Source organism: Streptomyces flaveolus, assembly GCF_044765825.1.
Lineage (GTDB): Bacteria > Actinomycetota > Actinomycetes > Streptomycetales > Streptomycetaceae > Streptomyces > Streptomyces flaveolus.
Genome location: NZ_JBIWKU010000005.1, coordinates 356,032 through 375,593, shown reverse-complemented (window position 1 = coordinate 375,593; position 19,562 = coordinate 356,032). Strand labels below are relative to the sequence as shown.

The 19,562-nt window shown below is 70.0% G+C and carries 16 protein-coding genes, 2 tRNA genes and 1 pseudogene; 14 read left to right on the top strand and 5 right to left on the bottom strand.

Annotated elements, in window-relative coordinates:
• The first annotated feature begins 56 nt into the window (after positions 1 to 56).
• The 8 genes from dnaN to ACIRG6_RS18075 all read left to right on the top strand — a co-directional run bounded on the left by dnaN (position 57) and on the right by ACIRG6_RS18075 (position 10,016).
• Complete coding sequence (gene dnaN, locus ACIRG6_RS18110; RefSeq protein ID WP_364675418.1) at positions 57 to 1,187, top strand: DNA polymerase III subunit beta; 1,131 nt, start codon at positions 57 to 59, stop codon at positions 1,185 to 1,187.
• Between the two features lie 189 nt (positions 1,188 to 1,376).
• Positions 1,377 to 2,252: a phosphogluconate dehydrogenase (NAD(+)-dependent, decarboxylating) gene (gnd, locus tag ACIRG6_RS18105; RefSeq protein ID WP_189230172.1), complete on the top strand. Its 876-nt coding sequence runs from the start codon at positions 1,377 to 1,379 to the stop codon at positions 2,250 to 2,252.
• 36 nt (positions 2,253 to 2,288) lie between these two features.
• Positions 2,289 to 3,410: a DNA replication/repair protein RecF gene (recF, locus tag ACIRG6_RS18100; RefSeq protein ID WP_189230171.1), complete on the top strand. Its 1,122-nt coding sequence runs from the start codon at positions 2,289 to 2,291 to the stop codon at positions 3,408 to 3,410.
• Positions 3,407 to 3,979: a DUF721 domain-containing protein gene (locus tag ACIRG6_RS18095; RefSeq protein WP_364675422.1), complete on the top strand. Its 573-nt coding sequence runs from the start codon at positions 3,407 to 3,409 to the stop codon at positions 3,977 to 3,979. The genes recF and ACIRG6_RS18095 overlap by 4 nt, the downstream gene beginning before the upstream one ends.
• 425 nt (positions 3,980 to 4,404) lie before the next feature.
• Positions 4,405 to 6,465 (top strand): DNA topoisomerase (ATP-hydrolyzing) subunit B, encoded by a 2,061-nt coding sequence (gene gyrB, locus ACIRG6_RS18090; protein WP_239765000.1) that lies wholly within the window; start codon positions 4,405 to 4,407, stop codon positions 6,463 to 6,465.
• A 42-nt stretch (positions 6,466 to 6,507) separates the two neighbouring features.
• Entirely contained in the window at positions 6,508 to 9,102 is a 2,595-nt protein-coding gene (gyrA, locus tag ACIRG6_RS18085; RefSeq protein ID WP_239765001.1) for a DNA gyrase subunit A, read from the top strand.
• An 18-nt stretch (positions 9,103 to 9,120) separates the two neighbouring features.
• The gene (locus ACIRG6_RS18080) at positions 9,121 to 9,840 is read left to right on the top strand and encodes a DUF3566 domain-containing protein (protein ID WP_350717092.1); all 720 of its coding nucleotides are present in this window, start codon (positions 9,121 to 9,123) and stop codon (positions 9,838 to 9,840) included.
• A 99-nt stretch (positions 9,841 to 9,939) separates the two neighbouring features.
• A tRNA-Ile gene (locus ACIRG6_RS18075) sits at positions 9,940 to 10,016 on the top strand.
• A 538-nt stretch (positions 10,017 to 10,554) separates the two neighbouring features.
• On the opposite strand, the pseudogene ACIRG6_RS18070 reads toward ACIRG6_RS18075, so the two are convergent.
• Positions 10,555 to 10,831 (bottom strand): annotated as a pseudogene (locus ACIRG6_RS18070) (DUF6344 domain-containing protein); the annotation flags it as partial.
• Positions 10,832 to 11,169: 338 nt separating this feature from the next.
• On the opposite strand from ACIRG6_RS18070, the gene ACIRG6_RS18065 reads away from it, so the two are divergent.
• The gene (locus ACIRG6_RS18065) at positions 11,170 to 11,298 is read left to right on the top strand and encodes a DLW-39 family protein (RefSeq protein WP_003999697.1); all 129 of its coding nucleotides are present in this window, start codon (positions 11,170 to 11,172) and stop codon (positions 11,296 to 11,298) included.
• Between the two features lie 145 nt (positions 11,299 to 11,443).
• Positions 11,444 to 12,763: a hypothetical protein gene (locus ACIRG6_RS18060; RefSeq protein ID WP_403323667.1), complete on the top strand. Its 1,320-nt coding sequence runs from the start codon at positions 11,444 to 11,446 to the stop codon at positions 12,761 to 12,763.
• Between the two features lie 22 nt (positions 12,764 to 12,785).
• On the opposite strand, the gene ACIRG6_RS18055 is transcribed toward ACIRG6_RS18060, so the two are convergent.
• Positions 12,786 to 14,207 (bottom strand): serine/threonine-protein kinase, encoded by a 1,422-nt coding sequence (locus ACIRG6_RS18055; RefSeq protein WP_403323494.1) that lies wholly within the window; start codon positions 14,205 to 14,207, stop codon positions 12,786 to 12,788.
• Between the two features lie 76 nt (positions 14,208 to 14,283).
• Positions 14,284 to 14,832, bottom strand: a complete 549-nt coding sequence (locus ACIRG6_RS18050) for a helix-turn-helix domain-containing protein (RefSeq protein WP_189230164.1) — start codon at positions 14,830 to 14,832, stop codon at positions 14,284 to 14,286.
• Between the two features lie 179 nt (positions 14,833 to 15,011).
• Between ACIRG6_RS18050 and ACIRG6_RS18045 the strand changes: the two genes are divergently transcribed.
• Positions 15,012 to 15,084: transfer RNA gene (locus ACIRG6_RS18045), tRNA-Ala, on the top strand.
• Between the two features lie 430 nt (positions 15,085 to 15,514).
• A complete protein-coding gene (locus tag ACIRG6_RS18040; protein ID WP_239765005.1) occupies positions 15,515 to 16,291 on the top strand; it encodes an isoprenyl transferase in 777 nt (258 codons plus the stop codon).
• Between the two features lie 112 nt (positions 16,292 to 16,403).
• On the opposite strand, the gene ACIRG6_RS18035 is transcribed toward ACIRG6_RS18040, so the two are convergent.
• Positions 16,404 to 17,108: a DUF5324 family protein gene (locus tag ACIRG6_RS18035; RefSeq protein WP_350717098.1), complete on the bottom strand. Its 705-nt coding sequence runs from the start codon at positions 17,106 to 17,108 to the stop codon at positions 16,404 to 16,406.
• 370 nt (positions 17,109 to 17,478) lie between these two features.
• Between ACIRG6_RS18035 and ACIRG6_RS18030 the strand changes: the two genes are divergently transcribed.
• Together ACIRG6_RS18030 and ACIRG6_RS18025 are read left to right on the top strand one after the other, a co-directional pair.
• Positions 17,479 to 18,012 (top strand): peptidylprolyl isomerase, encoded by a 534-nt coding sequence (locus tag ACIRG6_RS18030; protein ID WP_364675433.1) that lies wholly within the window; start codon positions 17,479 to 17,481, stop codon positions 18,010 to 18,012.
• A 122-nt stretch (positions 18,013 to 18,134) separates the two neighbouring features.
• Positions 18,135 to 19,043 carry a rhomboid family intramembrane serine protease gene (locus ACIRG6_RS18025; RefSeq protein WP_364819573.1) on the top strand — a complete coding sequence of 303 codons (909 nt, stop codon included), beginning with the start codon at positions 18,135 to 18,137 and terminating at the stop codon, positions 19,041 to 19,043.
• A 237-nt stretch (positions 19,044 to 19,280) separates the two neighbouring features.
• On the opposite strand, the gene crgA is transcribed toward ACIRG6_RS18025, so the two are convergent.
• Entirely contained in the window at positions 19,281 to 19,535 is a 255-nt protein-coding gene (gene crgA, locus ACIRG6_RS18020) for a cell division protein CrgA (RefSeq protein ID WP_239765009.1), read from the bottom strand.
• Positions 19,536 to 19,562: the final 27 nt, after the last annotated feature.

Sequence of the window (19,562 nt, the reverse complement as noted above, 5' to 3'; positions counted from 1 at the left end):
AGACGACGAAGGCGAAGCAGGGCGAGAAGCGCCGGCAACAGCAGGAGGCGGCAACAGTGAAGATCCGGGTGGAACGCGACGTACTCGCGGAGGCAGTGGCCTGGGCGGCTCGCAGCCTCCCGGCCCGTCCGCCGGCGCCGGTCCTCGCGGGCCTGCTGCTGAAGGCCGAGGAGGGACAGCTGAGCCTGTCCAGCTTCGACTACGAGGTCTCCGCGCGGGTGTCGGTGGAGGCCGAGGTCGAGGAGGAGGGCACGGTCCTCGTCTCCGGCCGGCTGCTCGCCGACATCTCCCGCGCCCTGCCCAACCGGCCGGTGGAGATTTCCACAGACGGTGTACGGGCGACGGTGGTGTGCGGCTCCTCGCGCTTCACCCTCCACACCCTGCCGGTGGAGGAGTACCCGGCCCTGCCGCAGATGCCGAACGCCACGGGCACCGTCCCCGGCGAGGTCTTCGCCGCGGCCGTGCAGCAGGTCGCCATCGCCGCCGGCCGTGACGACACGCTGCCCGTCCTGACCGGTGTGCGCATCGAGATCGAGGGCGACACGGTGACGCTGGCCTCCACCGACCGCTACCGCTTCGCGGTCCGCGAGTTCCTGTGGAAGCCGGAGAACCCGGAGACCTCCGCGGTCGCGCTGGTGCCCGCCAAGACCCTCCTGGACACCGCCAAGGCGCTGACCAGCGGCGACCAGGTGATCCTGGCGCTGTCCGGGTCGGGTGCGGGTGAGGGCCTGATCGGTTTCGAGGGCGCGGGCCGCCGGACGACGACACGACTGCTGGAGGGCGACCTCCCGAAGTACAAGACGCTGTTCCCGACGGAGTTCAACAGCGTGGCCGTGATCGAGACCGCCCCCTTCGTGGAGGCCGTCAAGCGCGTGGCCCTGGTCGCCGAGCGCAACACTCCGGTGCGGCTCAGCTTCGAGCAGGGCGTGCTCATCCTGGAGGCCGGCTCCAGCGACGACGCACAGGCTGTGGAAAGGGTCGACGCGCAGCTCGAGGGCGACGACATCTCGATCGCCTTCAACCCGACGTTCCTGCTGGACGGCCTGAGCGCGATCGACTCGCCGGTGGCCCAGCTGTCCTTCACGACGTCCACGAAGCCGGCGCTGCTCAGCGGCAGGCCCGCGGTGGACGCCGAGGCGGACGAGGCCTACAAGTACCTGATCATGCCGGTGCGGCTGAGCGGCTGATGCCGTCCGGGTTGTCCACAGGCTGAGGACAAAGCCCCAGGTGGGGGCATACGCATGAGCGCGTATGCCCACAGCTGTGCACGGGGTTGCGGGTTTAGGCTCGTACGCGGGTACGAAAGTGCCGCGGCACGCATCCGCCGGGTGCGGACGTGCCGCCACGCCACCTCGCAGACCTAAGGAACGCAACTGATGGAGCTCGGTCTCGTCGGCCTCGGCAAGATGGGCGGCAACATGCGCGAGCGGATCCGCCGCGCGGGCCACACCGTCGTCGGATACGACCGCAATCCCGATCTCGCGGATGTCCACAGCCTGGAAGAGCTTGTGGGCAAGCTCAGCGCCCCCCGCGTGGTCTGGGTGATGGTCCCGGCCGGTGAGCCCACCCAGGCCACCGTCGACCAGCTGGGCGAGCTGCTGGAGCCCGGCGACGTCGTCGTGGACGGCGGGAACTCCCGCTGGACGGACGACGAGAAGCACGCCGAGGAGCTGGCCGCCAAGGGCATCGGCTTCGTGGACTGCGGTGTCTCCGGCGGTGTCTGGGGCCTGGAGAACGGCTACGCGCTGATGTACGGCGGCGACGCGGAGAACGTCGCCAAGGTGCAGCCGGTCTTCGACGCCCTCAAGCCGGAGGGTGACTTCGGTGCCGTGCACGCCGGCAAGGTGGGCGCGGGCCACTTCGCGAAGATGGTCCACAACGGCATCGAGTACGCGATGATGCAGGCCTACGCCGAGGGCTGGGAGCTGCTGGAGAAGGTCGACTCCGTGGAGAACGTCCGCGAGGTCTTCCGGTCCTGGCAGGAGGGCACGGTCATCCGTTCCTGGCTGCTGGACCTGGCGGTCAACGCGCTCGACGAGGACGAGCACCTGGACGAGCTGCGCGGTTACGCACAGGACTCCGGTGAGGGACGCTGGACCGTGGAGGCCGCGATCGACAACGCGGTGCCGCTGCCGGCGATCACGGCGTCGCTGTTCGCGCGGTTCGCGTCCCGGCAGGACGACTCGCCGCAGATGAAGATGATCGCCGCGCTGCGCAACCAGTTCGGTGGTCACGCGGTGGAGAAGAAGTAAGCAACACCCGAAGGTTGGGGAGGTCGGCGAACGACCATGCACGTCACGCATCTGTCGCTGGCCGACTTCCGCTCGTACGCCCGGGTCGAGGTCCCGCTGGACCCGGGCGTCACCGCCTTCGTCGGCCCGAACGGGCAGGGGAAGACGAATCTCGTCGAGGCGGTCGGCTATCTGGCCACCCTCGGCAGCCACCGGGTCTCCTCGGACGCTCCCCTGGTGCGCATGGGCGCCGACCGGGCGGTGATCCGGGCGCAGGTGCGGCAGGGCGAGCGGCAGCAGCTGATCGAGCTGGAGCTGAACCCGGGCAAGGCCAACCGTGCCCGGATCAACAGGTCGTCGCAGGTCAGGCCGCGTGACGTGCTGGGCATCGTGCGGACCGTGCTGTTCGCGCCCGAGGATCTCGCGCTGGTCAAGGGGGACCCCGGTGAGCGGCGCCGCTTCCTCGACGAGCTGATCACCGCCCGTTCCCCGCGCATGGCCGGAGTGCGCTCGGACTACGACCGGGTTCTCAAGCAGCGCAACACCCTGCTGAAGTCGGCCGCGCTCGCCCGCCGGCACGGTGGCCGCACGATGGACCTGTCCACGCTCGACGTCTGGGACCAGCACCTGTCGCGGGTGGGTGCCGAACTGCTGGCGCAGCGTCTGGACCTGATCGCCGCGGTGCAGCCGCTGGCCGACAAGGCGTACGAGCAGCTGGCGCCCGGCGGTGGTCCGGTGGCGCTGGAGTACAAGCCGTCGGCGCCCGGTGAGGCGCACACGCGCGAGGACCTCTACGAGCAGCTGATGGCCGCGCTCGGTGAGGCCCGGAAGCAGGAGATCGAGCGGGGTGTCACGCTGGTCGGCCCGCACCGTGACGACCTGGTGCTGAAGCTCGGGCAGCTGCCCGCCAAGGGATACGCCTCCCACGGTGAGTCGTGGTCGTACGCGCTGGCGTTGCGGCTGGCGTCGTTCGACCTGTTGCGGGCCGAGGGCAATGAGCCGGTGCTGGTGCTCGACGACGTGTTCGCCGAGCTGGACGCGCGGCGCCGGGAGCGGCTGGCCGAGCTGGTGGCGCCCGGGGAGCAGGTGCTGGTGACCGCCGCGGTGGACGACGACGTGCCGCACGTGCTGGCGGGGGCGCGGTACTCCGTGGCGGAGGGGACGGTGGAGCGCGTATGAGCGCGGACGGGCCGGGCCCCGGGAACTCCGGGGGCGAGCAGGGCAAGGGCGGCGGAGCCGCCGAACCGTCGGGTGTGGATCTGGCGCGGGTGGCGCTGCGGGCGGCCCGGGAGGCGGCGCGCGCGCGGGGGGACGCGGCGCAGCAGAAGCGGCAGGCGCGGCGCGGTGGGCTGCGTTCCGGTGCGCGCGCGGACGGTCGTGATCCGATGGCGCTGGGTTCGGCGATCAACCGGCTGATCACGGAGCGCGGGTGGGAGACGCCGGCCGCGGTGGGCGGTGTGATGGGCCGCTGGCCGCAGATCGTGGGCGAGGACGTGGCCAAGCACTGTGTGCCGGAGCGGTACGACGAGGACGAGCGGGTGCTGGTCGTCCGGTGCGACTCGACGGCCTGGGCGACGAATCTGCGGCTGCTCGCCCCGACGCTGGTGGCCCGGCTCAACGAGGACCTCGGGCACGGCTCGGTGCGGGTGATCAAGGTGCACGGTCCGGGTGGCCCGGGTGGTTCCGCCCGGCGTTACGGCCCGTTGCGCGCGCCGGGCAGCAAGGGCCCCGGGGACACCTACGGGTGACCTGTCCGCCCGCCCTGCGGGTTGGTGAGGTACATCACATTCGCGGGCGTCGAGGGCCGGTCCGGACCGTCGGCGCCCGGTGCGTCGTACCACCGCACACGGTTGCGAATCCCGATCTGACTCCCAAGTAGCCAAGGGTTGACGCCTCGAAGCGCTGAGTGCCGTCGTGAGCCTCTTGAGGACCCCTTCCGCATATCGGGAGTCGGGAGAGCCTCGTTCAGGGCGGCACATGCGAACTCAGGCACCGGCAAACCCCCATCAGTGTCAGTGCTACCGGTAGAATGGAAGACAATCCCGCCCCGAACGTGGGGACCGTCCGGGACAAGCTGAGCAACGCTGATCAAGGCTTACCAACGCAACATGCCGCAGCCGCTCCGGCAACCCGCCGACGAGCCCGGCTCGTGCTGTGCCAGAAAGGGCGCTTCGTGGCCGATTCCGGCAACCCCAACGAGAACAACCCGTCCACCGACACCGGCGTGAACGACCCGGTGAGCACCGCCGACGGCGAAGCTCCCGCCTCGTACGACGCCAGTGCCATCACCGTCCTCGAGGGTCTGGACGCGGTCCGCAAGCGACCCGGCATGTACATCGGCTCGACCGGTGAGCGCGGCCTGCACCACCTGGTGCAGGAGGTCGTGGACAACTCCGTCGACGAGGCGCTGGCCGGTCACGCGGACACCATCGACGTGACGATCCTCGCCGACGGCGGTGTCAGGGTCGTCGACAACGGCCGTGGCATCCCGGTGGGCATCGTCCCCTCCGAGGGCAAGCCCGCCGTCGAGGTCGTGCTGACCGTGCTGCACGCGGGCGGCAAGTTCGGCGGCGGCGGTTACGCGGTCTCCGGTGGTCTGCACGGCGTGGGTGTCTCCGTCGTCAACGCCCTCTCCACGAAGGTCGCCGTGGAGGTCAAGACCGACGGCTACCGCTGGACGCAGGACTACAAGCTGGGTGTCCCCACGGCACCGCTCGCTCGGCACGAGGCCACCGAGGAGACCGGCACGTCGGTCACCTTCTGGGCCGACGGCGACATCTTCGAGAGCACCGACTACTCCTTCGAGACGCTCTCCCGGCGCTTCCAGGAGATGGCCTTCCTCAACAAGGGCCTGAAGATCAACCTCACCGACGAGCGCGAGTCGGCGAAGGCCACCGCCGGCGCGGACGAGGCGGGCGAGGACGAGAAGCACGAGGTCAAGAGCGTCTCATACCACTACGAGGGCGGCATCGTCGACTTCGTGAAGTACCTCAACTCCCGCAAGGGAGAGCTGGTGCACCCCAGCGTGATCGACCTGGAGGCCGAGGACAAGGACAAGAGCCTGTCCCTCGAGGTCGCGATGCAGTGGAACGGCGGCTACACCGAGGGCGTGTACTCCTTCGCCAACATCATCCACACGCACGAGGGCGGTACGCACGAGGAGGGCTTCCGCGCGGCGCTCACCTCGCTGATCAACAAGTACGCGCGGGACAAGAAGCTGCTGCGCGAGAAGGACGACAACCTCACGGGTGACGACATCCGCGAGGGTCTGACGGCGATCATCTCGGTGAAGCTGAGCGAGCCCCAGTTCGAGGGCCAGACCAAGACGAAGCTGGGCAACACCGAGGTGAAGACCTTCGTCCAGAAGGTCGTCTACGAGCACCTGGCCGACTGGCTCGACCGCAACCCCAACGAGGCCGCGGACATCATCCGCAAGGGCATCCAGGCGGCCACCGCGCGCGTGGCGGCCCGCAAGGCGCGTGACCTGACCCGCCGCAAGGGCCTGCTGGAGTCGGCGTCGCTGCCGGGCAAGCTGTCCGACTGCCAGTCGAACGACCCGACCAAGTGCGAGATCTTCATCGTCGAGGGTGACTCCGCCGGCGGTTCGGCCAAGTCCGGCCGCAACCCGCAGTACCAGGCGATCCTCCCGATCCGAGGCAAGATCCTCAACGTGGAGAAGGCGCGCATCGACCGGATCCTGCAGAACCAGGAGATCCAGGCGATGATCTCCGCGTTCGGCACGGGCGTGCACGAGGACTTCGACATCGAGAAGCTCCGCTATCACAAGATCATCCTGATGGCGGACGCCGACGTCGACGGCCAGCACATCAACACCCTGCTGCTGACCTTCCTGTTCCGCTTCATGCGGCCGCTGGTCGAGGCCGGGCACGTGTACCTGTCCCGTCCGCCGCTCTACAAGATCAAGTGGGGCCGGGACGACTTCGAGTACGCGTACTCGGACCGCGAGCGCGACGCGCTGATCGAGATGGGCCGCCAGGCCGGCAAGCGCATCCGCGAGGACTCCGTGCAGCGCTTCAAGGGTCTCGGTGAGATGAACGCCGAGGAACTGCGCATCACGACCATGGACCAGGAGCACCGCGTGCTCGGCCAGGTCACGCTCGACGACGCCGCGCAGGCCGACGACCTGTTCTCGGTGCTGATGGGCGAGGACGTCGAGGCCCGGCGCGCGTTCATCCAGCGCAACGCCAAGGACGTCCGCTTCCTCGACATCTGAGTCGGTCTCAGCTGACCGCACCAGGAAGGACCTTCACCAGCAATGACCGACGAGAACACCCCTGTGACGACGTCCGAGGGCGACGCCCTGGCGATGCGTGTCGAGCCCGTCGGGCTCGAGACGGAGATGCAGCGCTCGTACCTCGACTACGCGATGTCCGTCATCGTCTCGCGTGCGCTGCCCGACGTCCGTGACGGACTCAAGCCCGTCCACCGCCGGGTGCTGTACGCCATGTACGACGGCGGCTACCGGCCCGAGCGCGGCTTCTACAAGTGCGCCCGCGTCGTCGGCGACGTCATGGGCAACTACCACCCCCACGGCGACAGCTCCATCTACGACGCCCTGGTCCGCCTCGCCCAGCCCTGGTCGATGCGGATGCCGCTGGTCGACTCCAACGGCAACTTCGGTTCGCCGGGCAACGACCCGGCGGCGGCCATGCGGTACACCGAGTGCAAGATGGCGCCGCTGTCGATGGAGATGGTCCGCGACATCGACGAGGAGACCGTCGACTTCACGGACAACTACGACGGCCGCTCCCAGGAGCCGACCGTCCTGCCCGCCCGCTTCCCGAACCTGCTGATCAACGGCTCGGCCGGTATCGCGGTCGGCATGGCGACCAACATCCCGCCGCACAACCTGCGCGAGGTCGCGGCCGGCGCCCAGTGGTACCTGGAGAACTACGAGGCCTCGCACGAGGAGCTGCTGGACGCGCTGCTAGAGCGCATCAAGGGCCCCGACTTCCCGACCGGCGCCCTGGTGGTGGGCCGCAAGGGCATCGAGGAGGCCTACCGCACCGGGCGCGGCTCGATCACCATGCGCGCGGTCGTCGAGGTCGAGGAGATCCAGAACCGCCAGTGCCTGGTGGTCACGGAGCTGCCGTACCAGACCAACCCCGACAACCTCGCGCAGAAGATCGCCGACCTGGTGAAGGACGGCAAGATCGGCGGCATCGCGGACGTCCGCGACGAGACGTCCTCGCGCACCGGCCAGCGCCTGGTCATCGTGCTCAAGCGGGACGCGGTCGCCAAGGTCGTCCTGAACAACCTGTACAAGCACACCGACCTGCAGTCGAACTTCGGCGCCAACATGCTGGCCCTGGTCGACGGTGTGCCGCGCACCCTCTCCCTGGACGCGTTCATCCGGCACTGGGTGAACCACCAGATCGAGGTCATCGTCCGGCGGACGAAGTTCCGCCTGCGCAAGGCCGAGGAGCGCGCCCACATCCTGCGCGGTCTGCTCAAGGCCCTGGACGCCATCGACGAGGTCATCGCCCTGATCCGGCGCAGTGACACCGTCGAGATCGCGCGCGGCGGCCTGATGGACCTCCTGGAGATCGACGAGATCCAGGCCAACGCCATCCTCGAGATGCAGCTGCGGCGACTGGCGGCCCTGGAGCGGCAGAAGATCGTCCAGGAGCACGACGAACTCCAGGCGAAGATCAACGAGTACAACGAGATCCTCGCCTCGCCGGTCCGTCAGCGCGGGATCGTCAGCGCGGAGCTGGCGGCGCTCGTCGAGAAGTACGGCGACGACCGCAAGACCAAGCTGATCCCCTACGAGGGCGACATGTCCATCGAGGACCTGATCGCCGAAGAGGACATCGTCGTCACGGTCACGCGCGGTGGCTACATCAAGCGCACCAAGACCGACGACTACCGGGCCCAGAAGCGCGGCGGCAAGGGCGTACGCGGCACGAAGCTCAAGGAAGACGACATCGTCAACCACTTCTTCGTGTCCACCACCCACCACTGGCTGCTGTTCTTCACCAACAAGGGCCGGGTCTACCGGGTCAAGGCGTACGAGCTGCCCGACGCCGGCCGGGACGCGCGCGGCCAGCACGTGGCGAACCTGCTGGCCTTCCAGCCGGACGAGACGATCGCCCAGATCCGCGCGATCCGCGACTACGAGGCGGTGCCCTACCTGGTCCTGGCCACCAAGGCCGGCCTGGTGAAGAAGACGCCGCTGAAGGACTACGACTCCCCGCGCTCGGGCGGCGTGATCGCCATCAACCTGCGTGAGCAGGCGGACGGTTCCGACGACGAGCTGATCGGCGCCGAACTCGTCTCGGCCGAGGACGATCTGCTGCTGATCAGCAAGAAGGCGCAGTCGATCAGGTTCACCGCCTCGGACGACACCCTGCGTCCCATGGGCCGTGCCACCTCGGGCGTCAAGGGCATGAGTTTCCGTGACGGGGACGAGCTGCTCTCGATGAATGTTGTTCGAGCCGGTACGTTCGTGTTCACTGCCACCGACGGCGGGTACGCGAAGCGGACCTCCGTCGACGAGTACCGCGTCCAGGGTCGCGGCGGCCTCGGCATCAAGGCCGCCAAGATCGTCGAGGACCGCGGAACGCTCGTGGGCGCGCTGGTGGTCGAGGAGAACGACGAGATCCTCGCCATCACACTCTCGGGCGGTGTGATTCGTACGCGAGTCAGCGAAGTCAGGGAGACGGGCCGTGACACCATGGGCGTCCAACTGATCAATCTGGGCAAGCGCGATGCCGTCGTGGGTATCGCGCGCAACGCCGAGGCGGGACGCGAGGCGGAGGAGGTCGACGGCGATGTCGTCGTCGACGAGGCCGCCGAGGGCGCCACGACCACCGGCACGGACGAGGGTGAGGCGCCCTCGGCCGAGTAGCACGAGGAGAGAGTCATCGTGAGCGGAGCCACGGGCGCCGGATCGGCCAGTACCCCGAGAGGTACGGAGACGGACGGCGGCCGTGGCTCCGCCGCGCGTGCGACGGATCCGCACACGACTCAGCTGCGCAAGATCGACGACGGCGCGACCGGCTCGCACGCGTCGGACACTCATGGATCCCAGGGGGGAACTGTGACGGACACCAGAGGCCCGCAGACCCGGCAGTCGGCCTCGCCGCTGCCCGGGGAACGGCAGCCCCAGCAGCCCGGCGGGCCGTACCACCCGCCGCAGGCCTACCAGACCCAGGGCGGCAACCCGTCCGCGGCCGCCGCGCGCCGACCGCGCACCGGCGCGCGCACCACGCCCCGCGTCCGCAAGGCACGCCTGCGCGTGGCCAAGGCCGACCCGTGGTCGGTGATGAAGGTCAGCTTCCTGCTCTCCATCGCGCTCGGCGTCTGCACGATCGTGGCCTCCGCCGTGCTGTGGATGGTCATGGACGCCATGGGCGTCTTCTCGACGGTCGGCGGCACGATCTCCGAGGCCACCGGATCGAACGAGTCCAACGGCTTCGACCTGCAGTCCTTCCTGTCGCTGCCCAACGTGCTGATGTTCACGACGATCATCGCGGTCATCGACGTCGTCCTCGCGACGGCTCTCGCCACGCTCGGCGCCTTCATCTACAACCTCTCCGCCGGCTTCGTCGGCGGTGTGGAGCTGACGCTCGCCGAGGACGAGTGATCCGCGCGGGCGGTCCCACGACAACCGATTTTGGGACTGCCCGCCTGGTGCGCTAATCTTCAGGAGTCAGCGCGCGGGACACACACCGCAGAGCGCGGCGGGGCTATAGCTCAGTTGGTTAGAGCGCATCCCTGATAAGGATGAGGCCACAGGTTCAAATCCTGTTAGCCCCACCAGCACAAAGACCCCCAGTCGGTAACGACTGGGGGTCTTTGGCATCCACGGCTGAACTCAACGGCGGTCACGGAATCCGCCGTGGTGGGGGTTCCTCGTGATCTCGGCCGGAGCGACAGTGGTCCTGGGGGGCAGTCCTTCTGTCCCTGGTCGGCGTGGTGGCACTCAGCCGAGCCAGGCCGACCGTGGTCCGGCGGACGCCGGCGCGCTTGACGAGTCGGTCGAAGGTGCGGGGTGGCGGTGCTTCGGCGCGGGCGCCGCCCCGTCGTCACGTTCTTGTCCGACACCCCCGGCCGCGGAGTGGGGGCGGATCTCCCGTGAGCGCGCACACGGCGACGGCCCGGCTGCTCTGTCGAGCGGCCGGGCCGTTTCTCGCGTGCGGTGCGTACGCAATACGCCGTGACGTCAGGGTCGGATGGCGGGGGCGCGGTGCGCCGGGCCGCTCAGCGCTGGAGCGGAACGGTGTGCTGCCGGGCCGGGGACTCGGCGGTGTCGCACTGGGTGTCGTCGGCCGGCAGGGTCCTCGCGCCGACGCGGTGTCCGCGAGCGGACGGTGCCGGCAGCTGGGGGCCTTGCCGTGGGCCTCGGCGTGGATGCGCTGCTTCATCGTGGGGGGCAGGGCCCCTGCTCGGGACCAGGACCAGGGTGCTGCCGCCGCCGGTTCCGCCGACTCGGGCGCGGTCTTCGGGTTGCTGCGCGTCTCGGTGTGCGGTACGGCCGCCGCGGCGGTCGTCGTGACGAATCCGAGCGCCGTGCACAGCGCGAGGAAGGCGGTGACGATGGCGGTCCACAGCTTCATGACCTTGTTCCGGTCCATGGCCCCTCACTTTCGGGTCGGGCGATTTGCGTACTTTCCTCATGATGTGTATGTGGGCCGCGAAGTGGTGGACCCGAGCCCGTGGCGCCGCGATGTTCAGATGAACACCACCCGTATGGCCCCAAGAAGGCCGAAAACGTCTGGAGAGGGGAGAAGTTCGGGCGAAAGTCACCGTCCGTGGAGGTGTGATCACCCTCCGATCGGAACGGTTCGGTCCGTATCTACTGGGTTCCACCGACGGGCAGTTGAGGGCCGACTCAGATCACCGATCGGTATCGGCCGGTGTGTATAGTCGGGCGCCAGAGGTCCCCTACGTCAAGGAAAGACGAGGTCGCGCGGTGAAGAAGCTTCTCCTGGTCGCACTGGCCGCCATCGGCGGGCTCCTCGTGTACCGCCAGATCCAGGCGGATCGCGCCGAGCAGGATCTGTGGACGGAGGCGACTGACTCCGTGCCCACGGGTTCGTGAGTACGACCGACATCCGGTCCTGAGCAGACCCCGGCCGTCATCGCGGTCGGGGTTTTGTGTTGTCCGGACCGGGCGCGGAGACCACCGGGCGCGCGGCAGGATGGGCCACGGTCCGTGCAACGGCGAGCGCGAGGGGTGGCGGCTGATGGTGCGGTGGTGTACGGCTCGGTGGCGAGGCGGGTCAGGACGTGGCCGCACACCGGTGCCGGTGCGTCTGGCCGTCGTCACCGCGGTGCTGGCCACCACCTCCGCCCTGCCGGGCGGCACGGCCCTGGCGGCCGGTACGCCGGGCGGCTACGCCTTCGCCGAGGACGCCCGGCGGGTCGAGGGCGCGAGCGGTACCGCGGGCGCCCCGCTGCTCGAACCCGGCACGACGTACCGCAGCTCCCTGCCGCGAAGCGGCACGCTCCACTACCGCCTCGAACTCGACGCGGCCTCGGACACGTACGTGTCCGCCACCGCGGTCCCCGGCGAGGGCGACGAGCTCACCGCCGTCGACGGCATCCGGCTGTCCGTACAGGACGCCGAGGGCGGCACCTGCTCGCTGGACAGCGCGAGTTTCGGCGCCGCCCGCAGCCCTCGACCGGTCACGGCCTGGGGCGTGCGCGCGATCTCCCCCGGCGGATCGCGGTGCCAGGACCCCGGCACCTACTACGTCACCGTCGAGCGGTCCCGGCCGCAGGACTCCCCGCCGGACCCCTGGGACCTGGAGCTCACCGCCGTCACCGAAGCACGCCCGGCGGACACCGGCGCCACACAGGCACCCGAGGCCTGGAACTCCGCCTCGCCAGGACCGCTCGCGGGCGAGCCCGAGCGCCGCCGGGGCGGCAGCGGCTTCGCCCGGGCCACCCCGGTCGGCCAGGGAGCCTGGCGCGACGACATCCGGCCCGGACAGACCCTCTTCTACAAGGTGCCCGTCGACTGGGGCCGGCAACTGTACGCGGCCGCCGAACTCGGCAGCACCGACAGCGGTTCCGGCTACGCGACCAGTGCGCTGCGCCTGGCCCTGCACAACCCCGTGCGCGGCGAGGTCGTCGACGCCGCCAAGGGGTACACCGGCCGTCGGGCGACGGCCGCCCTCGCTCCCGCGCCACCGGTGGCGTACGCCAACCGGTACGCCACCGACGACCGGGTCACCGGCATGCGGTTCGCCGGCGACTACTACCTCGTGGTGCACCTCGCGGCCCAGGTGGCCGACGACTTCGGAGAGGGCCCGTTCCCGCTGGTCCTGCGCCTGCGGCTCGAGGGGACGGCGCAGGCCGGGCCCGGGTACGCGGGGAAGTCCGTGCCCGACGGCGTCTTCGAGGTGTCGGCCCACGACCGGCAGGCGGCGTCGGCGGACGGAGCGGCCGGGGACGGCGACGCCGCCATGACGGTGATCGCCGTGGGCGGGATCGGCGCCGGCAGCGTCCTGCTGGCGGGGCTCGGCGTGTGGACGGCGGTGGCCCGGCGCCGGGCCGTCTGACGAGCGCCGGCGGGCCCGCGCCTCAGATGCGGGCCAGGGCCCAGAAGCCCACGGCGTAGCAGGCCAGCGCGAGCAGCAGCAGCGGAACCGCCACCCGGGCCGGGGGACCGGGTCGGCGGCGCCGAGCCGCGCGATGCTGGGGGTACGCCGGAGCGGGCGGGGGAGTCTGCGGGGCCTGCGCGGTGTACGCGGCGGTGGGCACGTCGGCGCGCTGCCACGGCTGCGGTGCGGGGGTCTGAGGAGGATGCGGGGGCGCGTACGAGGGCTGGTGCCGTGGACCCGGGAATCCGGGCGCCTGCGGCTGTGCCGGCAGATGGGCCGGTGCGTGTACGGGCGACTGCGGGAGGGGGGACGCGGGGGTGGACGTGGCGGTGGCCTGCGGGGGCGGCAGGGGAAAACTCCCGGTGTCCGACATGGCGGACGGCCGAACGGGAGCGGGCGCGTGTGCGGGCCGGGGTTCGGGCGAGGGGGATGGCTGCGGTGGTGGCGTACTGTCCGGGGCTTGCGGCGGGGCGGAGGGTCGCCGCGGATCCGTCGGTACCTCGTCCACTCCCGTGGCCCGCTTCAGCGGTCCGCCGGGCCCGAACCCCGGGGGCAGCGGGCCGATTTGGTCGAAGACCTCGATCAGCTCGTCGTCGGGACCCGGCTCCGGCAGCAGCTCCGCCGCCGCGGCCAGCGCCTTGCGCGCCCCCGTGGCCGTACGGAACCTCGCCTCCGGATCCGGCTGCAACAACGTGGCCACGACCTGCCACAACGGCTCGGGGATCCCCTGTGGAGCCGGTGGCGTCCCGTGCTCCGCGAAGTACTGCACGAGCGCCTTGGCATCCGGCTTGGCACCCTCCAGCAGATACAGGGCGACCAGTCCCACGGCGAACAGGTCCGCCGCGAAGTCCGGTTCCGCGCCCATCATCTGCTCCGGCGCGAGATAACCGGGCGTCCCCACCACCAGGTTGGTCTCCGTCAGCCGGGGCTCGCCCAGCCGCATCGCGATGCCGAAGTCGGACAGCCGGAGCCGGGGCCGCCCCGTGCCGGTGGCTTCGAGCAGTACGTTGGCGGGCTTGACGTCGCGGTGCACGACATCCTCCGCGTGCACCGCCGCCAGGCCCGCCAGGAGCTGGTCCAGCAGGGTGCACACGAAAGCCGGCGGCAGCGGGCCGTAGTCCCCGACCAGGTGGACGAGCGAACCGCCCGTGACCAGGTCCATGGTGAACAGGACCTGGTCGTCGTCGGCGGCCCAGCTGGCCGGGGCCAGCACATGGGGATGGTCGATCCGCAGCGCCTGCTCACGCACGAAGCGCAGCAGCGAGTGGGCGTCCCTCTGCTGCAGCACCTTGGCGGCCACATAGCGCCGGCGGCGGTGGTCCCAGGCACGCCAGACGGCACCCACCCCTCCACGGCCGATCGGATCGACCAGCTCGTACCGGCCGGCGAAGACCTCACCCATGGCTGTGTGCCGCTCCTCCCCCTCGCGCCACTCCCCGCGGGGCCGGCCGAACCCGTCGACGGCCGGACCCCGGGGGTCAGTTCTGGTGGGACTGGTAGTGCGCGACCGCGTCTGAGGTACGGCCGGCGCCGTACACCCGCAGGAACTCCGCCAGCTCCGGGTGGGACGGGGAGAGGGCGTCCGCGGCGTCGATTATGTCGCCGGCGGCCGCCACCGAACGCAGCAGCGACTGGATCTCACGGACCACCCGCTTGACCGTGGGTGCGCCCGAACTGTTCGTCGTCTGCGTGGTGTTGTTGAGCACCGAGCCCCCCTGCGACTTCTTGATCTCGTCCATGCGCTCGGTGGCCTCGGCCGCGCTCACACTGCCGTCCGCGACCTGCCCCGCCAGGTCCTGAAGCAGCTGCACCCGCTGCACCACCGCGGGATTCCCGATCTTCGCCCGCTGCCCGCTCATCAGCTGCGACAGCATCGGCGCGGACAGCCCCAGCACCCCCGCCAGACGAGCCTGGTTGAGACCAAGATCGTCGATCAGCCTACGGAAGAGCGCCCCCAGCGGCTCCCCGTACCAGTTCCGCTGCAGTTCCCGCGCTCTCGCGGTGGCTTCCTGCTGTGCGGCGTCCATTGCGTCTCCCCATCGCTTCCCCAAAAACCGCAGTTCGCTTCAGCGAACCACGCCGAGCATCTTACGGAGCGTGGTGTTTCCCCGGGAGTCCCCATCATTTGTGAGATACGGGGGGCGACCCGGTACTCTTGTCTGCGGCGCCCGCCGGTATGCGGATCCTCCGGCCGGACGTCTCCTCCGGGGCCTTAGCTCAGTTGGTAGAGCGCTGTCTTTGCATGGCAGATGTCAGGGGTTCGACTCCCCTAGGCTCCACACCCCAAGAGCCCGTCCGACCTGCGCAAACACCAGGCCGGACGGGTTCTTCGTGTCGATGTCGTCGCCCTGCGTGCGCAGCGGCTCTCCGGCCGGCGCTCAGCGCGGCCCCAGGGCCCGTCCTCGGCCCCCACGGTCGCCTCCGCGGGCAGTCCCGCAAGCCGCACTCCCGCTCGGCCGCCGTGCGGGGATGTTCGCCAACGACTGTCGGTAGTGCGGCAGTTGACAGGGCATCAGGGATCGCCGACCTCCCATGACCGGGTGGGAAAGGGTGTGCGCGAGGCCACCGCTCAGCACCGGAGTAGCGCTGTCTGCTCTTGATATCGTCACCTCAGAGGGCACCAGCGCCACACCCCTGCGGGGCGGTGCCAAGCGGCACACCGCCGCCGGAACCGTCCGGTCGCTGCCGACGAGATGAAAGGGGCAGAGCATGCGGGCCAAGGTACGAGCCGCACTCGATGCGCTGTACATGAAGCGTCTCGTCAAGGAGCTGGAGGGCCGCCCACGCCCCCAGCACATCGGCATCATGCTGGACGGAAACCGCCGCTGGGCCAAGGAATCGGGCATCGAGGACCCGCGGGAGGGCTACCGGGCCGGCGGTGCGAAGGTGCTGGACTTCCTGCACTGGTGCGACTCCGCCGAGATCGAGCACGTCACCCTCTACATGCTCTCCGACGACAACCTGCACCGGCCCGAGGACCAGCTCACCCCCCTGATCGACATCATCGCCGAGGTGGTGGAGCGGCTGGCCGCGCCCGGAAACCCCTGGCGCGTCGAGGTCGTCGGAGCTCTCGACCTCCTCCCGGCCGAGTCCGCCAGCCGGCTGAAGACCGCCACCGCCGCCACCCAGGGGCGCCAGGGCGGGACCAAGGTGGACGTCGCCGTGGGATACGGAGGCCGCCGGGAGATCGTCGACGCCGTCCGCTCCGCCCTCACCGAGCACAGCGCCCAGGGCGGGGACATCGACGAGTTCATCGAGACCTTCACCATGGAGCACATCTCCAAGCACCTGTACTCCAAGGCGCGGTCGGAATCCGACCTCATCATCCGCACCTCCGGGGAGCAGCGGCTGTCCGGCTTCCTCCTGTGGCAGTCCGCGTACGCAGAGATGTACTTCTGCGAGACCTACTGGCCGGACTTCCGGGAGATCGACTTCCTGCGCGCCCTGCGCTCCTACTCCCTGCGCGAACGACGCTACGGCCGCTGAACCGCCGCCCGACGTTCCACGTGAAACATCACCGCGGGGCGGGAGACCCGGAAGTCTCCCGCCCCGCGGCGATGTACAGAGGCGGTGGCGTACCGATCCGCCCCAAGAGTCGTCAGCGCGGCTCGTCACCGCCGTCGGCGGCCTCGTCCTCGGCCTGCTTGGCCTGCACCTCGGGGTCCAGGACCGCCCCACCGGTACCGTCCACCGACGTCAGCCGCCCGCTCTCGGGAACCTCCGTCGCCTCGGGCGGTTCGACCAGCCAGTCCGGGTTGGCCTGCTTGTCCCACCACTTCCAGGCCGCGAAGGCACCGCCCGCGACGGCGCCCACCACCGCAAGGACCTTGGCGATACGCCCGGCCCTCGCCCGCCGCTCGTGCCGGCGGGTCAGCTTCTGGATCTCCTTGGCCGAGACCTGACCCCGCAGCGCGGCCAGCGCCGCGGCACCACGCGCGGCCGCCTCGTCCCTGACGGGCCCGGCAGCGGCAACCGCCTGCTCGATCACCGGCCGGGAGTAGTCGGCCGCCTGCCGGGCGGCCAGACGTGTACGGACCGCGGCCTCGTGAGCGGCCTGGTCCATCTTCGGCGGCACATGCGTACGGGCCTGCTCCAGCCGTGGCGCGACATGCGCGCCGTACTGAAGCCGGGCCTGGCACGCGGCCTGCGACACCTTGGGCGCCAGCCGTACGCGCGCCTCCTGTGCGTAGTGAGCGGCCCTGTCCTTGGCCGTGTCGGCGTAGGGCGCCACCACTTCCGCGGCGTGCAGCACGCTGTCCTTCGCCGAACCGGTCGCGGCGCGCACGCTGTCGATGCGGGTCACGGGTTCCTCCTCCTCGGTGGCGTACGGTAATTCGACTTTCCACCCTTTTACGGATCATGCCTGCCGACACACAGGCAGGCATGCGCGGACGGGCATCCGGGTCACGGGTGATGACGCCGGGCCCTCTGGGGCACGCGGTGCCGAAGATGCGATCAAAAGACGATCAACGGCAATAACGGATGAATACAGGGCAACAGGAGCCTGTCGACGACAATGCCACGGATCGGCTCCCCGCGCTCGCAACCCGTGGGTACCCACCTGGATTCCCCCAAGCGCCCCACCCGTCCGCGGCCCGAACCGACAGCTGGGCGACGTACACCACGGGCCGTGCGAGGATCGGGGAGCACAACAAGACGACGGAAGGCACATCGTGGCCGAGCAGCTCTACGCCACCCTGAAGACCAACCACGGCGACATCGAAGTCCGGCTCCTGCCGAACCACGCCCCCAAGACGGTCCGGAACTTCGTCGAGCTCGCCCGGGGCGAGCGTGAGTGGACCAACCCCGAGACCGGGCAGACGTCCACGGACAGGCTCTACGACGGCACCGTCTTCCACCGGGTGATCAGCGGCTTCATGATCCAGGGCGGAGACCCGCTGGGCAACGGCACCGGTGGCCCCGGCTACAAGTTCGAGGACGAGTTCCACCCCGATCTCGCCTTCGACAAGCCCTACCTCCTGGCCATGGCCAACGCCGGCCCGGGCACCAACGGCTCGCAGTTCTTCATCACCGTCTCCCCGACCACGTGGCTGACCCGCAAGCACACGATCTTCGGCGAGGTCATCGACCCGGCCAGCCAGAAGGTCGTCGATGCCATCGCCGCCACGGAGACCAACCCGCGCACCGACCGCCCCGTCAACGACGTCGTCATCGAGGCGGTCGTCGTGGAGACACGCCAGGGCTGACCACCGCGGCTCCCCGACCGCCCTCACCGGCGTGTCCCATGGGAACCAAATGCCCCGCTCGTCCGTATGGAAGGGCGGGGCCGCGCGCCTCTCGGACACGGACGGACAAGGGAGGGGATCCCATGGACCAGTCACCGAACGGCCCGCAGGGCCCGGACGGCCAGGCACCCCCGCCCGCTCACAGCCTGCCCGGCTGCTACCGCCACCCCGACCGCGAGACCGGCATCCGCTGCACCCGCTGCGAACGTCCCATCTGCCCGGACTGCATGGTCAACGCCTCCGTCGGCTTCCACTGCCCCGACTGCGCCCGCGGCGGCACCGGCACGGGACCCGCGCCCGCCGCCTCCCGGCCCCGCACGCTCGCCGGTGGCACCGTCGCGGCGGATCCGCACCTCATCACCAAGATCCTCATCGCCATCAACGTGGCGGTGTTCATCGCCGTCCACGCCAGGTCCTCGCTCCTCGGCGACCTCGTCCTGATCGGACGCTGGCCGCCTGCCCCGTACATGCCGACCGAAGGCGTCGCGGAGGGCGAGTGGTACCGCCTGGTGACCTCGATGTTCACCCACCAGGAGATCTGGCACATCGGCTTCAACATGCTCGGGCTCTGGTGGCTGGGCGGCCCCCTCGAAGCGGCCCTCGGCAGAGCCCGCTACCTCGCGCTCTACCTCGCCTCCGGCCTGGCCGGCAGCGCCCTCACCTACCTGCTCGCCGCGCCGACCACCGCCTCGCTCGGCGCGTCCGGCGCCATCTTCGGCCTCTTCGGCGCGACAGGCGCCCTCGTCCGCCGGCTCAACGCCGACATGCGGCCGGTCATCGCCCTGCTGGTGATCAACCTGGTCTTCACCTTCGGGTGGAACAACATCGCCTGGCAGGCGCACATCGGCGGCCTCGTCGCCGGTGCCGTCATCGGCTACGCCATGCTCCACGCCCCGCGTGAGCGGCGGACGCTCGTGCAGTACGGCACCTGTGCGCTGGTCCTCGTGGCCGTCGTCGGCCTGACCCTGTTGAGAACCGCCCAGCTCACCTGAGCGGCTTGTTGTCCACAGCCGGTGGCGGACCCTGTGCAAAGCGTGCGGGAACAGGTGTGCCCCCTGTCACTGAACCGTGTTTCCGCAGGTCAGGCAGGGGGCGAACAGGTTTTCGGTTGCTGGTACTTCCGTCACACCGGCGTCAATGCCCGGCGAGTTATCCACAGATCGTCGTTTCTTTGTCCCCACCGTGTGGACAAGGTCTGTGGATAACTCGGTGGATAGCCCTGGGGAGGGCTACTTCCACTGGGTGGAGACACCGAATCCGGCGGCGATGAAACCGAAGCCCACCACGATGTTCCAGTTGCCCAGCGCCTCGATGGGCAGCGACCCGTCGGTGACGTAGAAGACGACGATCCAGGCGAGACCGATGACGAACATGGCCAGCATGACCGGCGCGACCCAACCGCGGTTGGTCAGCTTGATGGCGGCCGCCTGCTTCGCGGGCGGCGGCGTGTAGTCGGCCTTCTTGCGGATACGTGACTTCGGCACGAGGGTCTCTCCTGTCGATGCGCTGCG